Below are 21,021 nucleotides of genomic sequence, written 5' to 3'. Positions count from 1 at the left end.
TGACATGTCTGACACTGAATTCCGTCATGGCAAAAAACGATTTTACGATAACGTAAAATTCCCACGCGGATTTGCAAAGTCTGGTGATTTTACTCTTGCAGAAGAGGAAATCCTAACAATTTATGGGGATACAATGCTTGGCCTGGAATCAGGCGAATTAACACCGGAAAACAGCGAAGAGAAACACTTCGTCAAGGTGTTAGAGCACCCTGGTAAAGCAAAAACGAAAATTGAGCGCACTTGGTTGAAATACACTCAACTTGCGCGTGGTCGTAAGCGCTTCCATACGCTAAACGGACGTAATAAACCGGATGCGACTGAAGACTTTGCAGAAGAGAGCTTAGTTGAAGACGATTAATTAACGAATAGCTAGGCCATTGTGTCCTAGGCAGACGTTCATTCACCGATGTCGGATGAACGTTTGTGATTTATTTCTTCTCCTTAAGCCCAAAGGCGCGTTCTCCCAAGGGCTTTTTTAATTTTACTGCTTTCTATTTACTGAAAGCGTGCTGGCTTACTTGGCAAGCATTGCAATTTTTTTCAAGAAACTCTCTTTTAAGTGTTCCTGATCGTACTCAAGGTGGTACGTGTTGTGAAAGCCAACCTTTAACTCAACGCCATTACCTCTCAAAAATACGTTATAGCCGTCATAATCAGAAAACGCTTCCACCCCTTCATAGATCTTCCCAAACTCGGTAGGTGTACCGTTATTCATCACATTCTCATATGCCGATAGTACTTTGCTCGGATCCAATTCATTTTTCATCGCGAATTCCTCACCAGTCCACACTGTTTAATTATGGATAAGGAATCTGCCACGTGCCATATTCAAGGTTATCTGAAATCAAATATTGGGTCGTATTGCCTGCATGAAACTTAATTTCAATCATAAAATTTATCTAACTAAACTCTTAGTGTGGAGAGCAGTTGAAACCATTAAACAGTTTTAATTAGTTTAAAAAAGCATCAGAATAGTAGTTAAAAAGGACACTGGTTAAAGAAAATACAAATTTTTGACCTAAAACAATAGCAGAACCAGATAACTTATTTTATAATGCAAATTAATGTTTCAGAACATCTTAATTTCCAATTACTAGGGGCACAACATGAGACTTATCCCGTTAACTCGAGCAGCACAAGTAGGTAAATGGGCAGCAGCACACATTGCTAAGCGTATCAACGACTTCAAACCTACCGCTGAGCGTCCGTTCGTTCTGGGTCTACCTACTGGCGGCACTCCTCTAGCAACATATAAAGCGTTAATTGAGCTACACCAGGCTGGTGAAGTGAGCTTCAAACATGTCGTTACATTCAACATGGATGAATACATTGGTATCCCAGCAGACCACCCTGAGTCTTACCGTTCATTCATGTACAACAACTTCTTCAATCACATTGATATTCAGGAAGAAAACATCAATTTGCTGAACGGCAACACAGATAACCATGAAGTGGAATGCAAGCGCTACGAAGACAAGATCAAGTCTTACGGTAAGATCAACCTGTTTATGGGTGGCGTTGGCAACGACGGTCACATTGCCTTCAACGAGCCTGCATCATCTCTGTCTTCTCGCACACGCATCAAGACTCTGACAGAAGACACTCGTATCGCGAACTCACGCTTCTTTGACGGCGACATAAACCAGGTTCCTAAATACGCTCTGACTATCGGTGTTGGTACGCTGCTTGACGCGGAAGAAGTGATGATTCTGGTAACGGGCCACAACAAAGCCCTTGCTCTTGAAGCTGCGGTAGAAGGCAGTGTCAATCACTTATGGACCGTATCAGCGCTCCAACTGCACCCTAAAGCGGTGATCGTATGTGATGAGCCTTCTCAGCAAGAGCTAAAAGTAAAAACCGTGAAATATTTCTCTGAGCTTGAAGCGAAAAACATCGAAGGCTTCTAGTCACTCAATCAAAAGTTTCCTTATTGCTATAAAAACAAAACCCGTGACTTTTCACGGGTTTTTCGTTTCCTACAAGAAGTGGAGACTAATACGCCTTAATACCAAACTGGCGCAACCGCTTTGGAAGTATTTCATCGAGCTTATCAAGCTCACAAGGATCTACTTCAATCAGATTGAAGTGATGTTGCTCATACACCGCTCGAATCGCATCTCTGTCAGTTTGACTGACCTCTCCCGTATCACTTCCCCAGAACTGCAAATATACCTTACCTGCAGGCAGGTAAAAATCACTGGTGACCTCTTGCTCAATCGGCAGTTGCCTTTCATAAGCATGAACAACACCGGCTAAGTACAGCCAATTATCTATCAGCAGCTCACCTTTGGAACGGACATAGTGGCCATCTAATGTACGGTATTTGGCCTCAAACTTCTGACGAAAACTTGAATAGGAGCGATCCGTTGAATGAGACTCAGCGTCCAGCCCCAAAAACTCTACAACCGACTGATTCAGGCGCTTGTTCCTGAGTACGACTTGGTGCCAAACCACAAAACTATGTTGTGACTCTTTATCTGTTCTTTGTTGGCCACCAGCTCGAATACCGGATTCGGTGACGCTCCAGCCGTCTTCCAATTTGCTGATCCAACCCAGTTCACTCAGCAGTTGATTGATGCGCTTTGGATTTAGCTTGAGCTTCTCACCGAGTTGTGTCGCGGTTAATGTCTTACCTGACGCAGAAGCCAACTCTACATGTAGAGACAATGGCCATACAATAAATTGCCCGAACTTGGCGTGATCCACGTACTCGCCGCCAAACTTAGCCCCCTCTTCAGTAAGAATCCACTTATCATCTTTACGTGTGATATAACCCGCCCGCTTCAAATCGGCAAACAGCTGTTTAGCCTCTATATTGCGCATTTTTGCTAATGCCGACGTCGATACTTTTTCCGACAAACTCTTAGCCTCCGGATTTGGTCAGTGAATGATGCAGAGTGTTCTCCAAAATCGTATATTCATTTATTAAAATCCTGCATTTGAAGTCTTAATATATTAACCTACTGATTTCATTGCTTGAAGTAGCAGTCATTAACAAGCAGCGCTATTGAAAACAACGCCTCATCCTACCCATCTCACATTCGAGACTTTCGATACTAACTTCCGAGTGTTATACCTTTATATAACACTCATACTAATCAAAAAGTTTAATTATGACAGATTGGCATGATCGACAGCCGATTTTCCGTCAGTTAGCAGACCTGCTCACCCTGAAAATACTAAAGGGAGTGTGGAAAGAAGGCGAAGCATTACCTTCAGTTCGTAGTATCGCGGCGGATATGAAGCTCAATCATCTCACCGTCATGAAGGGCTATCACCTTTTGGCAAGTAAAGGCTTTATTGAGAAGAAGATTGGTCAGGGAATGTTTGTTGCTCTGGGAGCTAAAGAACAAATACTGGAAACCGAGAAAGCGCGCTTCCTAGAAGAACAAATTCCTCAAATTGCCGACACCTTAAATCGTCTAAATATGCCGATAGAAGAGCTAAATCAACTTCTCAAATTACATATGAAAGGTGATCAATGGATGCAATAGTCAGTGTAAAACACGTCTCCAAGCTATATCGCAAGCAAGGAGAAACACTACAAGATATCACTTTTGACTTGCACCATGGCCAAGTCCTTGGCCTGCTGGGCCACAACGGAGCGGGGAAATCGACTTTAATTAACGCGATGCTTGGGGTACACGATTACCAGGGAACAATTCATATAAACGGTTACGAACCGATCCGCCAACGTCATAAAATAATGCAGAGCTTGGCGTATATTTCTGATGTAAACGTATTGCCTGACTGGATGACAGTCGAACAACTACTGAGATATACCGAAGGCGTTCACTCGGGGTTTAACCGGCAAAAAGCGGATTCAATCCTTCATCAAACCGATATCCAATCTCGGGTACGTATCAGAGCACTATCAAAAGGGATGAAAGTGCAATTACACCTGGCAATAGTAGTTGCCACGAATACGCAAATATTAATCCTGGACGAACCAACATTAGGATTAGATTTGGTTTACAGAGAGACTTTTTATCACCACCTACAAGAGTGGTTAGACGAAAGTGAGCGCATACTGATTATCGCCAGCCATGAGGTTTCGGAAATTGAGCATTTATTGACGGATGTGCTTATCCTGAAGCATGGACAACCTATTCTGCAGCAGTCTATGAGATCAATCTATAAAGATTACTTCATGCTTGATGCCAGCAATAAACATCAATCGCAAATTGAAGCGATGCACCCTCTAACATCAAATAGAGGGCTTACGACTACCCATTGGTTGCTGCCTTCGCGATACCTCACGCAAGTAAAAGGAATTGGAGACATTAATCACGTGACTCTTACCGACTTGTTTCTCGCACTTCAGAAAGGAGAAACTTGATGCATCCCGTGCTAACGATGTTACACAGAGAGTGGTTGGAAAACCCACTGGTGTCGCGCGTGCCATTTTTCCTCTTAGCATGCATCACATTATTGTTTATCAGCATCATGGTTAACTCTGATTTTGAGCATTACTCTATCTTCCAAATTAGTACGCAAGAGAGTGACCAGGAAATACAAAGAAAGCTCGGGGATGAGTTAAGTACGTTAATCGCGGGCGGATCAGGTCTGTTGTCAATCCTATTAGGTACTCTTTATTTTCCGAGAACACTGCGCAAAGAGCGTTCTGAAGGTAGCATCATGTTTTGGCGCAGCATGCCTGTCAGCGACACGCAAACTCACTTAGTAAAGCTCGCTTTTAGTCTGTTGGTGATCCCCTTGGTCTGCTCCTCTTTAGTCATAATCTCTGATCTGATGCTATGGGCACTGAATATTTTAACCGATCATCAAATCGGTTTCTTGAGTCGATACTCCTCAATGGCATATGTACTAATGCACTGGGTTGAATTTTTGATGCGCATGGGACTGGCAGCGTTGTTCATATTACCTGTTGGGTTAACCATGATGGCTATCTCTCAAAAATTATCTTCACCATTGGTAATCCTCGCTCTCGCGATTTATGCACTCCGTTGGATGCCGATAGCTTTGTTTGGATATTATGGAGTAGATGACTTTGTCTCTAAAATGTTCTATCTGCCGTTTCACGCCATCATAGGCCAAAATCCACTGGATGCACTCATTGAGGCCGGGAGCGCTTATATCGGTATTTATGCTCTAATTGGATTATTAGCATGGACAATAAACCTTAGGTTTAGCCGGACCATTAAATGATCCTACAGAATGGATATAGACGTCCGCGATAAAAAATGGCCACAACTAAGGATGTGGCCATTTTTGTGTTAACAATTAACGAGTCCATCTAGCCGAGGAAAGATATATACCCCTGCAGGATAAGTAAGTTTACGATATCGATAAAGAATGCACCGACAATCGGCACTACCATAAATGCCTGCGGCGACGGGCCGTAACGATTTACTATAGAGCCCATATTCATTACCGCAGTTGGCGTTGCGCCCAGACCAAAACCGCAGTGGCCACCAGCCATAACCGCAGCATCATAGTTACTGCCCATAACCTTAAAGGTTACATAGTAGGTAAAGACTGCCAGTACCACAGACTGCACCCCGAGAATAACTAGGAATGGAATCGCCAAGTCAAAAATATTCCAAAGCTTTAGACTCATTAAAGCCATTGCCAGGAACAGAGACAAAGAGACGGTACCAAGCATATCGACGGTTTCTACATGCAGTTTTCGAATCTTGGTCACTTCAAGGAAGTTGGTAACAATTACCCCGATAAACAGTGCATACACAAAGTCAGGGATCATCAGCCATTTGATCTCAAACGTAGTGACCCATTGTTGAACGTACTTTGCCCCAGTCACACAGATAAGCAGGAAGAACAGTTTTTCGACGACCTTTTTCGCAGTTACTTTATCTTCTTCATATTCATTGTAAGTGACCAACTCCGGGAATCTTTCGTGCGTTTTATCACTGCGACCATATTCAGACTCAATACCGTGTTTATCCACCAAACGTTCAGCCATCGGACTACCGATAATACCGCCGATGATCAAACCAAACGTGGCAGAAGCCATCGCAATTTCCAGTACATGATTGAGTCCATATACGTCCTGGAAAGTTTGTGACCAGGCCGCTCCGGTACCGTGACCGCCAGATAAGGTAATTGACCCGGCAATTAATCCCATTAACGGGTCTAACCCCAGCGCGGCAGCCAGAGAGACGCCTACCCCGTTCTGGATAATGATGTAGAAAGAGGCCACTGCCAGAAAGATAAAGACCTTCGCCCCTCCTTTCATCAATTGAGTGTAATTAGCGGCTAAACCCACCGTTGAAAAGAACATCAGCATAAAAGTATTCTGCAAAGGCAGATCAAACTCTAAATCGATGCCATTGAAATGAAGAGTAGTAATGATACAGGCTACGATAAGACCGCCAACTATCGGCTCAGGTATATTGAATTTCTTTAAAATTGGAATTCTTGCATTCACAAAGTGACCAAGAAAAAGCACACTAATCGCGATCATGAAGGACTCCAGAGCCCCTACAGATATTATATTATTCATATCACCTCTTATTATGGTTCTCTTCATCCTCCATAATGAATGAGTGTTGGTTTAACCTGATCAAATAGCAAATTTTCTCACTGAATTTTTAAAAATGATCCTAGAGAACTCCTTCCCTTCTTAAAACTAAGAGCGAAAGCTCTCATTACTATCAATCTCCTGTGTTTTCGTTGCTTCTTCCCTCGAAACACAAAAGGAGCTCGTAAAGCTCCTTCTTCTGCCTTACATTGGCCCAGACAGGTGCTCAGTGTAAGGGGAGTAATTTCACATGACTTGTTCTGAGCCTTAAACAGCTCCCTAAACAAAATAGAAGTGTCGATAGCTATTGATTCAGGTTTCTTACTGCCGAAGCCGATAAAGTGCCGAGATAGTATGTAAACAAACTAGTGTTGCTTGCTCCTGTCGGAGTTTAATCACCCTGGCTCATGATGGATAAGACGAACCGAATCCCAGGAAACTCTCAGGCAATGACAAACGTATCGGCTACAGCGACGCTGAATTATAGCACATTCATAAAAACTCTCATTATTTCAACAACATTCACGAAATCAATAATTTTTTATCCGAATGATTCAGTGCTCATTCACAAAACGCAGCTGAAAATAAAAAACTCAATAAGTTAAAATCAGCACAAAAATCGTATAACCCGTGATTCGAATAGTTTCAGGTAAAACAAAGTAAGGGATTGCCATGACAAAGCTCACCATTTTTTATGATGGAACCTGTCCGCTTTGCGCTAAAGAGATGAGAAATTTAGCGAATCACGATACGCATCAGCATATCCGCACCGTGGACATTCATAGTGATGAATTCTCCAGTTACCCACAAATAGATGCAGATAAAGCCAATAACATACTCCATGCTTTGGACAATAACGGCCAGCTATACCTTGGTTTAGACGTCACCTACCGGGCGTGGCAGCTGGTGGGCAGAGGCTGGCTTTATGCACCATTACGGTGGCCTTTGATTAAGCCGGTTGCTGACAGGCTCTATCTGATATTTGCCAACAACAGGTACCGTATTTCTTACTGGTTAACAGGTAAGTCTCGCTGCGGTAGCGGTCAGTGTTCGCGTTGATACGCACACGGAACCACCTAAGATATAATGCCCAACACATACACTACCTGAGACAGACTCAATGATCATTATGACGACCAATTTCGGTGACATAGAAATTGAACTGAACACTGAAAAGGCACCAGTAAGCTCAAGAAACTTCAAAAGATACTGTGAAGAGGGCTTTTATGAAGGGACGATTTTTCATCGCGTAATCAAAGGTTTTATGATCCAGGCTGGTGGCCATACTGCTGATATGACCGAGAAGCCAACCCGAGCTCCTATTGCTAATGAGGCAAACCGTGGCTTGAAAAATACCATCGGAACGATCGCCATGGCTCGTACGGATGCACCACATTCTGCAACCGCACAATTCTTTATCAACTTAGATGACAACGATTTTCTCGACCATACGGCCACGACCAACCTCGGTTGGGGCTACGCAGTATTTGGCAAAGTTACTGCTGGCATGGATGTGGTGAATCGCATCGCAGAAGTGAAAACCACATCCAAGCTTGGTCATGATGATGTTCCATGCGAATCGGTCATTATCGAGAAAGTGACGATCAGCGAATGAATTCAGAATAATAGCTCATTCACCTGACATTCGAAGCAGCAAACTCTACCTAGACTGTGAGTAAATAGGGATCAAAAAAGGCTTCCTGATGGAAGCCTTTTATATAACGACAAAAGCTAAATATTACAGCTCTGCGTTGTGGTATACCTGCTGAACGTCGTCACAGTCATCCAAAAGATCCAGGAACTTCTGGAATTTCTCTGCGTCTTCACCTGCGACTGGTGTATGCGTTTGAGGAACGAAAGTAATCTCTTCCACATCAATCGTCAGATCTGGGAAAGCGCCGTTCAGAGCAGTTTTAGTTTTGAAGAACTCAGTGTGAGGGGCAAATACAGTGATCACACCATCTTCTAGTTCAACATCTGTTACGTCTACATCTTCCATCATCAGCGTTTCTAAGATGATTTCATCATCTTCACCCTTGAACTGGAATACCGCCTGGTGATCAAACATGTGAGACACAGAACCTTCAACACCAATTTTTGCACCTGTTTTAACAAAACATTGGCGTACGTCCTGGAAAGTACGGTTGCCGTTATCTGTCAAACAATCAACAATCACGCTTGTACCGCCTGGTCCAAAGCCTTCGTAGCGCGCAGGAACGTAATCTTCACCGCCACCGCCGCTAGCTTTATCAATTGCTTTATCGATAACGTGTGCAGGAACTTGGTCTTTTTTCGCTTTCGCGATCAGGTGCTTAAGAGACAAATTCATGTCTGGGTCTGCACCGCCATTTTTCGCGCACATGTAAATTTCTTTACCGTATTTGGAATAAACTTTAATTTTTGCGCCTGCTGTTTTCGCCATTGAGGCTTTGCGCACTTCAAAACTTCTTCCCATCGGGATGTCTCTCTAAATTCAAATTTAATGCGAAGGATTTTAGCAAAAAGCGAAAGCATTTCAATTCTCGCTCTGCAGAGGAATGGAGAAGTTACCTCATTCGCCGCGCTGATTTACACCAGAGCTACGAGTCACTTTACGCGACACCCATTACTCGCTTGTACTTTTCAACCGATTGCTGGAAAAACGCTTTTTCATCAGCATCGTTAATCTTAGACAGTTGTTCTTCTATCGCTTCCGGACCAGATTTGGCCTCTCTGAGTTTCCAAACCAAAAACGAAGCTTGCTTATCCAGTTCGATTCTGTTTTTTTCGTCAGGCGGCAATAGGGATAGATTAAACGACATTCACAGCCTCAGGGTACTTTAAATACTAGCCGCGCACTATAGCATACCGGCTCGCAATTACAGAATAGAAACGCACGTATCTTGATCAAATTCAAGATACTAATTTGGTATGACATCAATTTTCAATACTTTAACCAAATACCGTCCAAATATCTTTCCAATCACTCCTTGTTATGGAGCTCATAAAGCAAAATCATTGATCAGTACTTGCTCTTGTTATTCGTCATTGCCCTTAGCACTTACTGAAGCAAAAACAGAATCTGTATGGTTAAATTTGGAAAATTGATATGCCTTCGATATTGGTAATACTCAGCAAGGCAGGAAATCGATATGGGAAACATACTCGGTCATTTACAGTGTAAAACTTATATCGACTCATTGGGCTGTCAGGTAAAACAACTTTATGCTCAATCGCGGTCAGGACATTACAAAAGCAATCTCAACCATTTGAAATATATACATTTCAATATCAATCAAGGTGCGTAATCGGCTACTGAAACCAACAAAAAGGGTAGCCTGATGACTACCCTCGCTTGTTTATTATTTTACGTAAAGGAACGAATCAGTGAATCAAGCCAAGTTCTTTAGCTTCCTCAATAGTCAATCCGCTTTCTCGGATTTCACGAAGAGCTTCAATGCGTCTTCTGGCTTCAGCTGATTTAACTGTTTTTTCTGGCTTCGCAACGATTTCTTCTTCAGCTAATTCCCACTTGTGAGCGATGTTGCTCATCTCTTCATGGTTGATAGAATTAATGGACATATTTCCTCCGAACACACCATGTTTTCGATGAGTAATCTATAGCAAACCACAACAACGCTGATAAGAAAAACTGTAGGGAAATGTGACCCTTCCCGACCTTTCATAACTACGATGACAGATTCATCATTTAGGCTTTGCCAAAGACTTAATTTGCGATTAAATTTGAGTGATTAACCTTACGAAAAGTGTGCTGATCTAGCTCTCACTTTTTCATTATCTCCAGCTCCCCAATCGCGGCTCTTCTGGGTTCACTATTCCTTTCATTTGTCTTTTGCAGAACCTTTCATTCGTCCGCTACGCAGGCCCCTCCCCCAACTTTGACCTGTTTTCAGTCAGAGATTCACTGTAACCAATTACCGAACGAATAAATCACCACAGTCACAATGTATGAACATCGCTTTGGAAACCAACCAAAAATGAACCAAACTATCGGTATGAATAGCGAAATACTCAGTTAAAAAGGCTTTACCACGAGAAAGCCTATAGGCGATTAGGTATGTGAGGTAACATAGTGAAACTCAACAGTTGGCAAGATCAGATTTCACACTGGTACGAATCCCAGAAGCATGATCAAGTAGAAGCACTAGAGGCAATCTTATATCGAGCTCCGGATTGCGTGTTTGGGCCCGAACTTACAAGTCAACAGAGCAAAGCCCTCTCCTGCTGGCTGGATGGGTGCTTAAGAGTATTTGAAGGTGTCAGATACCGCGACCCGCACAAGAGCTATCAAATCTTGCTCTACGCCAGCACAAAGCTCGAGCAGGCGGCTTGCACACTTGTAAATGATATTCTGATTAAAGACTGGTGCCTAAAGCGTCTTCAGCATTTAACGGTTCTTGCGTTGGAGTTTTGTAATCAGCAAGACGATCAGGATCAGTGGCAAGATCAAGCAAATAACTTGATCAATTCACATGTCACCTTAATGCGATCATTAAATTGGAATGAAACTGGGAAGCATGATCAAGGAGTTTTCCATTAGTCGGAATGATGATCAAGGGCAGCTGAAAATAGGCAAAAAAAAGCGAGTTTCTTTTGAAGGAAACTCGCGAAATCTATTCAGAACGAATGTAACAATATGAGCCTATCTATTAATCATCAGAAAGGACAAAAGGTTGTCTATTCGGGATTAAGATTAGTATGCACACAGATAACGATTGTCATCATTTTGTAAGAGTTAGGTTTGATTTCTATCATTGAAAAAATTTATTACATTTGAAATCAATTACTCGTAGTTCTAACTGCAAATACACCAGGCAATACGATACTAAATTGCCATCTCATCAAGTGCCCGATAGACCATCTCATCCAAATGGCCATCAAAAATTTGTCTGCATACCTTGCGACGAACAGCTAAGCCAGCAATCAAACGCTCAATTGTGAGATGTTTGATGTCGTTTTGCGCATTAAATAACTCTACGGTTTTGCTCAGTGTTTCGTATGGTACGGGCTCATCCCCTACTCTAAGCCAATCGAGCTTGTCAACGTACTCAGAGCATTCTTCCTTGATTGAGGCATAGGAATGCCCTGTCATTGCTGAAAGAGCCGTTATACTGCGTTCCAGGGCCTCTGAAGAGGTATATTTAGATAGCGTGATCGTAATTTCATCCGCATTGATCTCTACCAGATGCTTCCTTTGCTTCACCCGGCGACCTAAATTGCCACGCGGAGACGGAGCTTTACGCTGGATAGGCTCAAATTCGCCGTCAATGATACCTGAGAGCTCTTCGAGCTGCTGCTTGGTGACCATCTCATTGCGAAGTGGGTTTGGCAGCGTAGGAGCCATGTTGCGCTTTCCTGCGTTGGTGGTGCGAGCTCTTGAATAACGCAGCACTTCTTCGACATCACATTTGATGTCGACCTGGTAGTCCATGACTTTATCATTTTCAGCGATGGTTTCGATCGTCAGATGATAGCCCCACAAGTTCACCACAAAAAGATCATGCGTCCCTTTACCATCAGACAGTCGTCTTAACTCACGGATCAGATCCATAGAGAAACGGCGCCATTCTATGTTGCGTGCTAATTTCTGATTCAGCTCACTTAGTAACATACAGTCGGCATGACGACGTACCATCCGGCTGCGGAAAAACGAGTACAGCTGGAATACTAGCGTATGCTGCTTAAGAATCTCTGGCGGGAAGAGGAAGAAATAATCACGCGTGAGTAATTCTTCGTAGAATGACGGTTCCCAAACCAGGATATACAGATTTGGTTTGATCCTGATTTCACCGTCGCTGCCTTCTACAGGTGCTTCTTCTGATGCCGTGATCGTTCTGGCAAGGAATCTGAATCGATCACTCTTAAAACCTTCTGGCATATTTTCACTTAACCAGCGACCAGTCAGTTCATGCAGTTGAAAGTCGGTAAATTCAATTCGGTCGATACTGTCACGAATGGAATCACGTGCAGGACCACTGTCTTTTTTGCCTCGCAGTGACAAAATATCGGTAATGTACAGCGGTGTCTTGTTCGGAACATGGGCAGCATCGAGGTGATACTGATCTTTATGATGATCATGATACTGCACCGTCAGGGTAAACAGAGCAAACAGCGTCATAAGATCATCCACCGTCATGATATTTTTGGATGATCGTGTTTCTATCACAGCCTTAGTGCCGGATATTGATACCATGGATTTCTGATAACTTTTACGAGTGCGAGGCGGAGCTAGTGCTTGGTCGATGATCCCAGCCCAGTTAGTCGGAGATACGACAAATTGATCAGCTTCATCTTTCATCATCGGCGGTGTATTCAGACCATGTTCATTTAACAAACGTTTGTTTACTTGTGTCTGTGCCAGTGCTTTAGAACGTTTTTGTTTTTCGTTCTGACGAACTTTTTCAGTCACCAGGCTCGTAGCTCCAAGCGCCGAAATGAGCTTATTAGGATTAACGAACTTGTGTAACATCGTTTTACCAGCTAATCCCTCTTCAAAACGAACAGGTGTCTGGGTAAATAAACCGATATTAACTGCTGCGCGCAGTCTTTGTTGAAGTGCTGCTCGAGTTAACTGACCGTCTGTGGCTTCTACAATTTCAGTTGTTGATACCAGCCCGTCTTTGCTACTGAAACCTCGTAATGAAATTAGATTAAGCAACTCTAAGATGCTTTTGGTCACCCCTTTGAAATGTTGATATTGCTCAACCCAGTCGGCAGAAGATTCGTGTACTTCAAAAAGATGGCCGTCTTTGTGGCTTCTCGGGGCTTTAATCAGAATTTTTTCATCAGCTGTCATTGTAGATCCAGATCACATTGGCCGTAGTTGTGCTATGGTTCCGAAGAATAAAGAAAAAGAGATCATAAATAAAGAAAAAATCTTGTTTTTTAAATAACTGATCTTTTTGATTAAATTGATCTTAATTGATTATATGATCTAATGATCCAGGTGAGGGCCTCGCTATAACGCCTTGTTATTAATATATATTTTTTGTTGGCCATTCGGAACTATGATCATCTAACTCACGAAACGATGATCAACAAAACCTTGAAAGCATGATCATATTCTGCTGCAAGCATGATCATTAAGACTCTGAAAAGATGATCAAAAAGCTCTTGAAACAATGATCATGATATTTGTACATGTTATCCACAGAACTGCTCGTTTCTGCAACTTTTCGGATAGCAAGATTCGAGCTTTTAGCCACTCAATTCCACTCGGAACAATGATCAAGATGATTAAATTTGTCTGATCAAAACGGAGTTTTGATGACAATTTCTCCAAGTGTATAAAATATAGTCTGATTACACTGTGTTACGTGTATTTCGCGTTTATCAGTAAAATTACCGGACGCATGATCATGAGATGAAGAAGTTATCACAATAAATGATGTAACTTCATCGTTCCGAGGTTTTATCGCTAAATATTTACCTGAATCCCCAGTTTGTCTGCACTCTGCCGTAAATAAGCCGTGTTTTTTCATGCTTCCGTGTACCGGACTCACTTGATCATATTTCCGTAAATTTGATCACCTCGTATTCCACTTCGATTTCTATGTTTCTAATCTTTTTACCTTGATCATGCTTTCGCTTATAGGTTCATTATCGGAAGAATGATCAAGAGTAACCCTTGATCACTCTTCCGGTTATTTTATCGCAGAACTGTTTTAATCGGTACGGATGCATGATCAAGGAGTAATTAATCCGTATATCTTTACTTATATTATTTCATTCATCACGTCTCTTAATTGATTTCACATAATCCGTAATTTATCCGGTTAGTATAATCGTTCCGAGCGAAATTCAGTTTACAATGTAAATAAGTGATGCTGTAACACTTTAAATGTTGGCGAGTTCCTACATAGTTCTGCAGTAATGTTTGATTCATATTTGATATGTTTTTCACCATTAATCATCAATCAGTCGATTTTAAAGTTTTTTTTATGTGATTGTTATTCAAAATGTTTGTGCACCTTTTTGTTGTTTTTGGTTGTTACTGCTGTACAATTGTTGGCAGATATCCTTCCAACGGAATTTGGCATGAAAAGAGAAAAAACGATTGAAAACCTTCTTGAGTTAGCCGAGCTGACGCAACAGGTTCAAGCTGACCGTATTGAAATTGTATTGGAAGAGAGAAGTGACAACTACTTCCCTCCAATGTCTAAAGCAATGATGGAAACCCGTTCGGGCCTGACTCGTCGTAAGCTTGATGATGCTATTAATAAAATGGAGACAGCAGGTCACCAGTTTACAAAGAATAATGCCAATCATTATTCGATTACGTTAGAAGAAGCACACATGCTGATGGATGCGGCTGAAGTGCCTAAATTCCATGAGCGCAAGAAAAGTACAGGCAATAAGCCTTGGATTATTAATGTACAGAACCAGAAGGGCGGAACTGGTAAATCGATGACTGCCGTTCATCTGGCTGCATGTCTGGCACTTAACTTAGATAAACGTTACCGTATCTGTCTGATTGACCTGGATCCGCAGGGTTCTCTGCGTTTATTCCTGAACCCACAGATCAGTGTGGCCGAACATGACAACATCTACTCTGCAGTGGATATCATGCTGGGTAATGTTCCTGATGGTGTAGAAATAGACCGCGAGTTTTTGCATAAGAATGTCATGCTTCCGACTCAATACCCGAACTTGAAATCTATTTCTGCTTTTCCTGAAGATGCAATGTTTAACGCTGAAGCCTGGCAAACATTATCTGAGGACCCGTCTTTAGATATTGTTCGCCTTTTAAAAGAGCAGCTGATCGATAAAATTGCGGATGACTTTGATATCATCATGATAGATACCGGTCCGCACGTTGACCCGCTAGTATGGAATGCAATGTATGCTTCTAACGCGTTGTTGATCCCATGTGCCGCAAAACGTCTTGACTGGGCATCAACAGTAAACTTCTTCCAGCATTTGCCTACGGTATATGAAATGTTCCCGGAAGACTGGAATGGTCTTGAGTTTGTACGCCTAATGCCGACCATGTTCGAGGACGATAATAAGAAGCAAGTTTCTGTTCTTACTGAAATGAACTATCTTCTTGGTGACCAGGTTATGATGGCAACCATCCCGCGTAGCCGAGCATTCGAAACCTGTGCTGATACCTACAGTACAGTCTTTGATTTAACAGTGAGTGATTTTGAGGGTGGTAAGAAAACACTCGCAACCGCTCAAGACGCTGTTCATAAGAGCTCACTTGAACTAGAGCGCGTGCTGCACTCTAACTGGCCGTCATTGAATCAGGGGTAATAAGTAAATGGCTTTAAAAACGTCTGAATTGAACGCAAAATTATTCGGCAAAACAAATAAACGCCGTGTCGCAACGCCGCAAGAGGCTCAAACGGCTGCAAAAGAAAAAGCTCAGTCTATTGAGTTGGCTGTTGCTGGTGAGAATACGGTTCAGTTTGAACTAGTACGTATACCTGCCGACAGGGTGGAGTCTGAAACGACGGTTTTCGTTGATAACGCCCGTGAGCAATCTTTCCTTAATGAGCATGCTCTATCGGATGTTTTGGTGACGTTAAAGGAGCGTGGTCAGCAATATCCGGCTGTGGGGCGTCGTACTCAGGATGGTAAAATTGAAGTTTTAGATGGTAGCCGTCGTCGTAAGTCTTGTATCTTAGCGGAAAAAGACTTCTTGGTTTATGTTGGTGACAATATTAACTCGAACCACGCGAAGTTTCTGTCTGATGTAGCAAATGCCCATAAACCGCTGTCTCTTTACGAAAAAGGTAAAGAGATGCAGGCAAAGTTGGACAGTGGTGAAGCTGAAGACCAGAAAGCGCTGGCTAAAATGTTCCAGTGTAGTGAAGCGCTGGTAAGCGGAGCATTAAAAGCCGCTGCATTACCGTTAGAATTGCTGCAAGCTTACCCGAATGTCGGCGATTTGGGTCGTCCGACGATAGTGAAACTACATAAGCAGTTCTCTAATTTATCGCCAGAACACCAACAAAACTTGCTAGATAAATGTCGTACCAGTGAAGGTTATCTGTGGCAGCGCAGTACAGCACAAGGTGTTGCTCGTCTGACTAAAGAAGTCACGGAAAGTCTGGAAAACTGGATTACAGAGTTGGCTCCGGTTAAACCGGCGCAAAAATCGGAAAAAGTCGATCTGATAAAAGGCCGTGCGAGCTACAGCCGCAAAGGCAGCAATCTTGCTCTAAATTTGAAAAAGGTTGATGATAATCTGATGGACGAAATACTTGCTTTTGTTCATAGCAAATTGCAGTAACACAGGTTGACTGACAAACCGCCTTCGGGCGGTTTTTTTATGTCTATGTGTCTGTACTCTGAGAGTGCAAATCAAGTTGTGATAACATGTTGTCAGGTTAACCTTGGGTCTACAGCATGCACACACAATCTGAGTTTCTTTCTCTTCTGCAACAACAAGCTCATCAATCTTTCCAGCGAATCGGCGTGGTTATAAAAGGAGATGCTGTTTGGCAAGACTCGCTTATTAAGGGTTTTTCAAGCACTCAGCAAGAACAGCGTTGGTTTTGTGTCGGTCAGTCTTTACCAGACAATGCTTATTGCGTGTCTGCTAAACAGGGGCAAATGTTACTTGGCAGAGAGTGCGATGTGTTGCTATTTGATACGCGTACCTGCTTTGATGCAAACAGTTTTACCGCTGCGCTCGGATCATTAGTCGGCGGTGGTATGTTGGTTGTTCTCATCAGTGAAAACGAGACTGAAAACTACGCCGAACAATGGATGCATACTCAATGGCAGAACTTACTTGTCGTCGAGCAAAACCGCCCATTACCGCCACGCCCTGAACTAATCCCCGCTTATGCTGCTGCTCAGTTCTCTGAGCAGGCAAAAGCCGTCGTCGCTGTAGAAAAAGTTGTAACCGGGCATCGCAAAAGGCCACTCGTTTTAACGGCTGACCGGGGCCGGGGGAAAAGCAGCGCACTCGGAATTGCATGCGCGAACTTATTAAATACAAAAGCGCTCAGAGTGATAATTACTGCGCCTTCGATAAAAGCAGTCGAGCCGGTATATGAGCATGCGCTGCGTATACTCAGTAGTGGTTCACGATTACGGAAAGACAGACTGGAATCAGGACAGGGTTTCATCCAGTTTATTGCTCCGGATGAGTTGCTTGCTTCACTTCCTGAATGCGACTTACTGCTTGTCGATGAGGCTGCAGCTATCCCTGTCCCTATGCTTCAGCAAATAACTGAGCAATATCACCGTCTAGTATTTTCCAGTACCATTCATGGATATGAGGGATGTGGTCGTGGATTTACGCTTAAGTTTGTCGATTGGTTAAATACGAAAAGACCAGGGATGAGTACATGTCACCTCCAACAGCCAATCCGCTGGAGTGATAGTGACCCGCTTGAGAAGTGGGTGTATGAAGCTTTTTTACTGAATACCGAGCTTGATAATTCGGTGACAGAGTTAGACGATAGTATTCTGTTAAGAAAGGTCGATAAGAAAGAGTTGATAGATAATCCCGGTTTGCTGCGTCAGTGTTTTGCATTGCTGATTAATGCACATTACCAGACCTCGCCGAATGATTTACTGCACCTTTTGCATGACCAAAGTAGCTCCATTTATGTCGCACAAATAAATAACCATCTCGTTGGTGTAATACTTGCGGTTGAAGAGGGAGTGTTAGATGAAAATATCATTCACGATATCCAGCTTGGAAAGCGTCGACCGCCGGGGCATTTAGTCCCCGTTACTATCATTAATCAGCTTGGTATGCCTGAGGTTGGCAAACTGTCTACGCTTCGAATTATGCGTATTGCTGTTCACCCGCAATTACAGCGTAAAGGGGTGGGACAGATGATGTTGTCTCAGCTCGAACAGTCCCTTCCTCCTCACGTTTCGTATCTTTCCACCAGCTTTGGGCTGACTGAAGAGCTTTTCCAATTCTGGTTTCGTTTTGGTTATCAACCTATTCGTCTTGGAACTAAGCGGGACGCTTCAAGTGGATGTTACTCTCTATTGATGGTTAGGCAGTTAACTCGTAAACCACAAATATGGATAGACCATGCAGAAGAGCTATGGCACGAGTTACTGATTAAGAGTGCCTCTCAGATTTATACCAAACTTGAGCCTTCGTTGTTGAGAGGTTTAGTATCATCTTACGTTTCCACTACGGAGTTGTCTTCGAACCAACTTACCCTGATTCAAAGTTATTCTCTGGGTGGCAGTAGCTATGAGTCCGTTTTTATTTGGCTACAGCAGTGGTTGCTTAAACAAGGTGTAGCATCTGCGTCAGACTTAATGATCTGCAAACTTTTCCTCAGTTATGATTGGGAGTCTTGCGCAAAACAGTTCGGTTTGACTGGACGCAAACACGTTGAGCAGCGAATAAGAAATGAGGTACAACAGCTTTGGCAGCAATTTACACTGTAAACGCCAACTGAGTTATGTTTTACACTGTAAATTGGTCCGAATAATAACAAGGGAGTTTACACTGTAAATTCCTTTTTTATTCGCTCCTCAAACTTAGGTGCAGTTTTAAACTCTCAAGCGCTGTTTTTCTATATATTGGGGTTGTATGAGAAAGACAGCTGAGCGCTCTTTGTAAAGGACATCAAAGATAAAGTTAGCCAAGGCTCTCCTCTTTAGTTCGTATAAATAGGCTGATAATGTTGCAACTGAAAACTTGCTAGTAAGAATCGATAGCATCACGATGAAAGTGACATGTACCTGATTCTCAAATATGCGAGGTTTGTTCCGTAATCGTTTTTCGTTAGACTGACTAAGTTGATAGCCAGCTGAGTGGTATGGGGATGTGGAAACAGTGTCTTGAGTGGTCGGAAGACAAAACAGGAATAATTGCCCGTGTGTCGGGTAGCATGGAAGTTGTCGGTGAGTTTGCTGAACAAGAGCTGTTAGAGCAACTTGCATCGATGAATGCGGGCTCGTTGTTCGTAATTGAGGAGCAAGTCTCTCAATTTATTGAATTCACACAAGACAGAAAACCACAGGCTTTTGAAGGCATAGTTATTGCGCAGAGAAGAAATGCGCAGGTTGATGTTGAGTTATCTAACAATGACATGCTGGCCAGCATGATAGTTACCGGAGCTTATGGCGGTAGGGGATTGCGTGGCGAGGAAATTGTAAAAGCTCTCGCCGAGGCTAGAGTGACAAAAGGCATCAACAAGTTAGCACTGAAAAAAGTCTTGCTAGTGAGCAATCAGCTTAAACCCGGCGCATCGTTCACACAGCCAGTAGCGGTTGGCAAACATCCTCTCAAAGGTAACGATGCCATTTTTAAGCCTTTGGTTAAAGATATTACAAAGCGTATCCTCAAACCGAAACAAGGACAGACTGCGGCTGATAAAATAGATTTAAGAAACCTCGGAGAAACGATATCGGTTAATATCGGCGATGAGGTCATGCGCCGTACTCCTGCTACAAAAGGCACTCCAGGCTTCACTGTTCAAGGGCGTGTCGTTCCACCACAAGCAGGGAAAGACTCACCCATCAAACCAGGAAAGGGAACCGAGATCAGTAAAAATGACCCCAATCTATTGATCGCTTCTACTTCCGGAACTCCCCTTATCAAGAATAAAACCATCGAAGTCGATAATGCGCTTTATCTCAATAACGTCGGAGTGAATACCGGCCACGTCAAGTTCAAAGGCAATGTGATTATTGGCGGAAACATTGAATCAGGCATGATAGTCCAGGCTACAGGTTCAATTACTGTTGGCGGATTTATTGAATCTGCTCAGGTTCAGGCGCACGATGATATTCAAGTTGGCAAAGGTATTATTGGTCATACTGTCAGTGACGGACAACCACGAAGCTGTCAGGTGAAAACCAAAGGTTCAATCAGAGCTAATTATGCACAATACTGCGATTTGACCTCAGGAGAAGATATTGAACTCGCAGTGCACTGCATGAACAATGACATTAACTGTGGTAGAAACCTGATTGTGCTTGATGTTGGGGAGCGGAATGGCACGTTAAGTGGTGGCCACGCTAAAGTGGCGAAAAAGGTTTTATGTCTGCAACTTGGTGTTGAAGGGGATACGGCGACAAAAGTAGAAGCTTTTACTGATTACGGTACTTATAAAGAACAAATCGCTAATTTAAAAGAACAATATAAAAATGCGCAAAGTGGTACGATGGATGTTATTCGTAAAGAGCTAGAATATAAAAAACAACCAAAATCGCAGCGAAATGAAACAGAATTGACAGACATTGAAGCTCTGAAAGAGAAAAATAATCTATTACTTGATGAGGTAAGGATTAAGCTTGAGCACGCTGAAACCGCGTTTGAACTTGCTTTGCGAGAGAATGTTGTTAAAGCGAAAGAGCGTGTTTTTTCTCGCGTAACGGTTCAGTTTAATAATGAGAAGGTTACAACCAAACGTACCCATGGCGGTTGCTCATTCCGATTCAACCAATATGAAATCCAAGTGTCTGCGAGCCTTGAAGAAGATAGTGTGCCAGCTTAGATATAAGAAAGTAAACTCGGCTAGCCGTTGTCAGTTTACACTGTAAACCACTTTACACTGTAAACTGAATCGAGAATCTTGAGGTTA

General features: G+C 42.8%; 19 protein-coding genes. 12 read left to right on the top strand and 7 right to left on the bottom strand.

All coding sequences use genetic code 11. From position 1 onward, the window contains the following. Positions 1 to 4 precede the first annotated feature (4 nt). Positions 5 to 358: a DUF413 domain-containing protein gene (locus tag KHN79_RS14260; RefSeq protein WP_182010541.1), complete on the top strand. Its 354-nt coding sequence runs from the start codon at positions 5 to 7 to the stop codon at positions 356 to 358. A gap of 156 nt (positions 359 to 514) precedes the next feature. Here the strand turns inward: KHN79_RS14260 and KHN79_RS14255 are convergent, their stop codons facing one another. Further along, entirely contained in the window at positions 515 to 766 is a 252-nt protein-coding gene (locus tag KHN79_RS14255) for a DUF3081 domain-containing protein (protein ID WP_182010540.1), read from the bottom strand. Positions 767 to 1,106: 340 nt separating this feature from the next. On the opposite strand from KHN79_RS14255, the gene nagB reads away from it, so the two are divergent. Continuing rightward, a complete protein-coding gene (gene nagB, locus KHN79_RS14250; RefSeq protein ID WP_182010539.1) occupies positions 1,107 to 1,907 on the top strand; it encodes a glucosamine-6-phosphate deaminase in 801 nt (266 codons plus the stop codon). Between the two features lie 85 nt (positions 1,908 to 1,992). Here the strand turns inward: nagB and KHN79_RS14245 are convergent, their stop codons facing one another. Beyond that, positions 1,993 to 2,859: a glycerol kinase gene (locus KHN79_RS14245; RefSeq protein ID WP_182010538.1), complete on the bottom strand. Its 867-nt coding sequence runs from the start codon at positions 2,857 to 2,859 to the stop codon at positions 1,993 to 1,995. Positions 2,860 to 3,113: 254 nt separating this feature from the next. Between KHN79_RS14245 and KHN79_RS14240 the strand changes: the two genes are divergently transcribed. The 3 genes from KHN79_RS14240 to KHN79_RS14230 are packed head-to-tail and all read left to right on the top strand — an operon-like array spanning position 3,114 to position 5,169. Then, positions 3,114 to 3,494, top strand: coding sequence for a GntR family transcriptional regulator (locus tag KHN79_RS14240; RefSeq protein WP_182010537.1), 381 nt, complete (start codon positions 3,114 to 3,116; stop codon positions 3,492 to 3,494). After that, complete coding sequence (locus tag KHN79_RS14235; RefSeq protein WP_182010536.1) at positions 3,482 to 4,339, top strand: ABC transporter ATP-binding protein; 858 nt, start codon at positions 3,482 to 3,484, stop codon at positions 4,337 to 4,339. The genes KHN79_RS14240 and KHN79_RS14235 overlap by 13 nt, the downstream gene beginning before the upstream one ends. Then, entirely contained in the window at positions 4,339 to 5,169 is an 831-nt protein-coding gene (locus tag KHN79_RS14230) for a hypothetical protein (RefSeq protein WP_182010535.1), read from the top strand. Before KHN79_RS14235 ends, KHN79_RS14230 begins: the two co-directional genes overlap by 1 nt. An 88-nt stretch (positions 5,170 to 5,257) precedes the next feature. On the opposite strand, the gene gltS is transcribed toward KHN79_RS14230, so the two are convergent. Next, on the bottom strand, positions 5,258 to 6,484 hold the full coding sequence (gene gltS / locus KHN79_RS14225) for a sodium/glutamate symporter (RefSeq protein ID WP_182010534.1): 1,227 nt from the start codon (positions 6,482 to 6,484) through the stop codon (positions 5,258 to 5,260). Positions 6,485 to 7,174: 690 nt separating this feature from the next. Here gltS and KHN79_RS14220 point away from each other — a divergent pair. Both KHN79_RS14220 and KHN79_RS14215 read left to right on the top strand, forming a co-directional pair. Continuing rightward, the gene (locus tag KHN79_RS14220) at positions 7,175 to 7,561 is read left to right on the top strand and encodes a DUF393 domain-containing protein (protein WP_182010533.1); all 387 of its coding nucleotides are present in this window, start codon (positions 7,175 to 7,177) and stop codon (positions 7,559 to 7,561) included. A gap of 61 nt (positions 7,562 to 7,622) precedes the next feature. Then, positions 7,623 to 8,117: a peptidylprolyl isomerase gene (locus tag KHN79_RS14215; protein WP_182010532.1), complete on the top strand. Its 495-nt coding sequence runs from the start codon at positions 7,623 to 7,625 to the stop codon at positions 8,115 to 8,117. A gap of 123 nt (positions 8,118 to 8,240) precedes the next feature. On the opposite strand, the gene KHN79_RS14210 is transcribed toward KHN79_RS14215, so the two are convergent. From KHN79_RS14210 to KHN79_RS14200, 3 genes are all read right to left on the bottom strand, one after another. After that, the gene (locus KHN79_RS14210; RefSeq protein ID WP_182010531.1) at positions 8,241 to 8,957 is read right to left on the bottom strand and encodes a YebC/PmpR family DNA-binding transcriptional regulator; all 717 of its coding nucleotides are present in this window, start codon (positions 8,955 to 8,957) and stop codon (positions 8,241 to 8,243) included. Between the two features lie 136 nt (positions 8,958 to 9,093). Beyond that, positions 9,094 to 9,303: a DUF3283 family protein gene (locus KHN79_RS14205; RefSeq protein WP_182010530.1), complete on the bottom strand. Its 210-nt coding sequence runs from the start codon at positions 9,301 to 9,303 to the stop codon at positions 9,094 to 9,096. Between the two features lie 562 nt (positions 9,304 to 9,865). Next, positions 9,866 to 10,063: a hypothetical protein gene (locus KHN79_RS14200; RefSeq protein WP_182010529.1), complete on the bottom strand. Its 198-nt coding sequence runs from the start codon at positions 10,061 to 10,063 to the stop codon at positions 9,866 to 9,868. A gap of 511 nt (positions 10,064 to 10,574) precedes the next feature. Between KHN79_RS14200 and KHN79_RS14195 the strand changes: the two genes are divergently transcribed. After that, positions 10,575 to 11,042, top strand: a complete 468-nt coding sequence (locus KHN79_RS14195; protein WP_182010528.1) for a transcriptional regulator — start codon at positions 10,575 to 10,577, stop codon at positions 11,040 to 11,042. Positions 11,043 to 11,327: 285 nt separating this feature from the next. Here KHN79_RS14195 and KHN79_RS14190 read toward each other — a convergent pair whose 3' ends face one another. Then, positions 11,328 to 13,298 carry a replication initiator protein RctB domain-containing protein gene (locus KHN79_RS14190; protein ID WP_182010527.1) on the bottom strand — a complete coding sequence of 657 codons (1,971 nt, stop codon included), beginning with the start codon at positions 13,296 to 13,298 and terminating at the stop codon, positions 11,328 to 11,330. A 1,241-nt stretch (positions 13,299 to 14,539) separates the two neighbouring features. On the opposite strand from KHN79_RS14190, the gene KHN79_RS14185 reads away from it, so the two are divergent. From KHN79_RS14185 to KHN79_RS14170, 4 genes are all read left to right on the top strand, one after another. Next, entirely contained in the window at positions 14,540 to 15,757 is a 1,218-nt protein-coding gene (locus KHN79_RS14185) for a ParA family protein (protein ID WP_182010526.1), read from the top strand. 7 nt (positions 15,758 to 15,764) lie between these two features. Then, positions 15,765 to 16,739, top strand: a complete 975-nt coding sequence (locus tag KHN79_RS14180; protein WP_182010525.1) for a ParB/RepB/Spo0J family partition protein — start codon at positions 15,765 to 15,767, stop codon at positions 16,737 to 16,739. A gap of 116 nt (positions 16,740 to 16,855) precedes the next feature. Next, on the top strand, positions 16,856 to 18,877 hold the full coding sequence (locus KHN79_RS14175) for a GNAT family N-acetyltransferase (RefSeq protein WP_182010524.1): 2,022 nt from the start codon (positions 16,856 to 16,858) through the stop codon (positions 18,875 to 18,877). A gap of 380 nt (positions 18,878 to 19,257) precedes the next feature. Further along, positions 19,258 to 20,934: a FapA family protein gene (locus KHN79_RS14170; protein WP_182010523.1), complete on the top strand. Its 1,677-nt coding sequence runs from the start codon at positions 19,258 to 19,260 to the stop codon at positions 20,932 to 20,934. The last annotated feature ends 87 nt before the right edge of the window (positions 20,935 to 21,021 follow it).

It is taken from the genome of Vibrio sp. B1FLJ16 (assembly GCF_905175385.1).
GTDB lineage: Bacteria > Pseudomonadota > Gammaproteobacteria > Enterobacterales > Vibrionaceae > Vibrio.
Note: the sequence above shows the minus strand (reverse complement) of the source record. Positions and strands in the feature narration are given on the sequence as shown.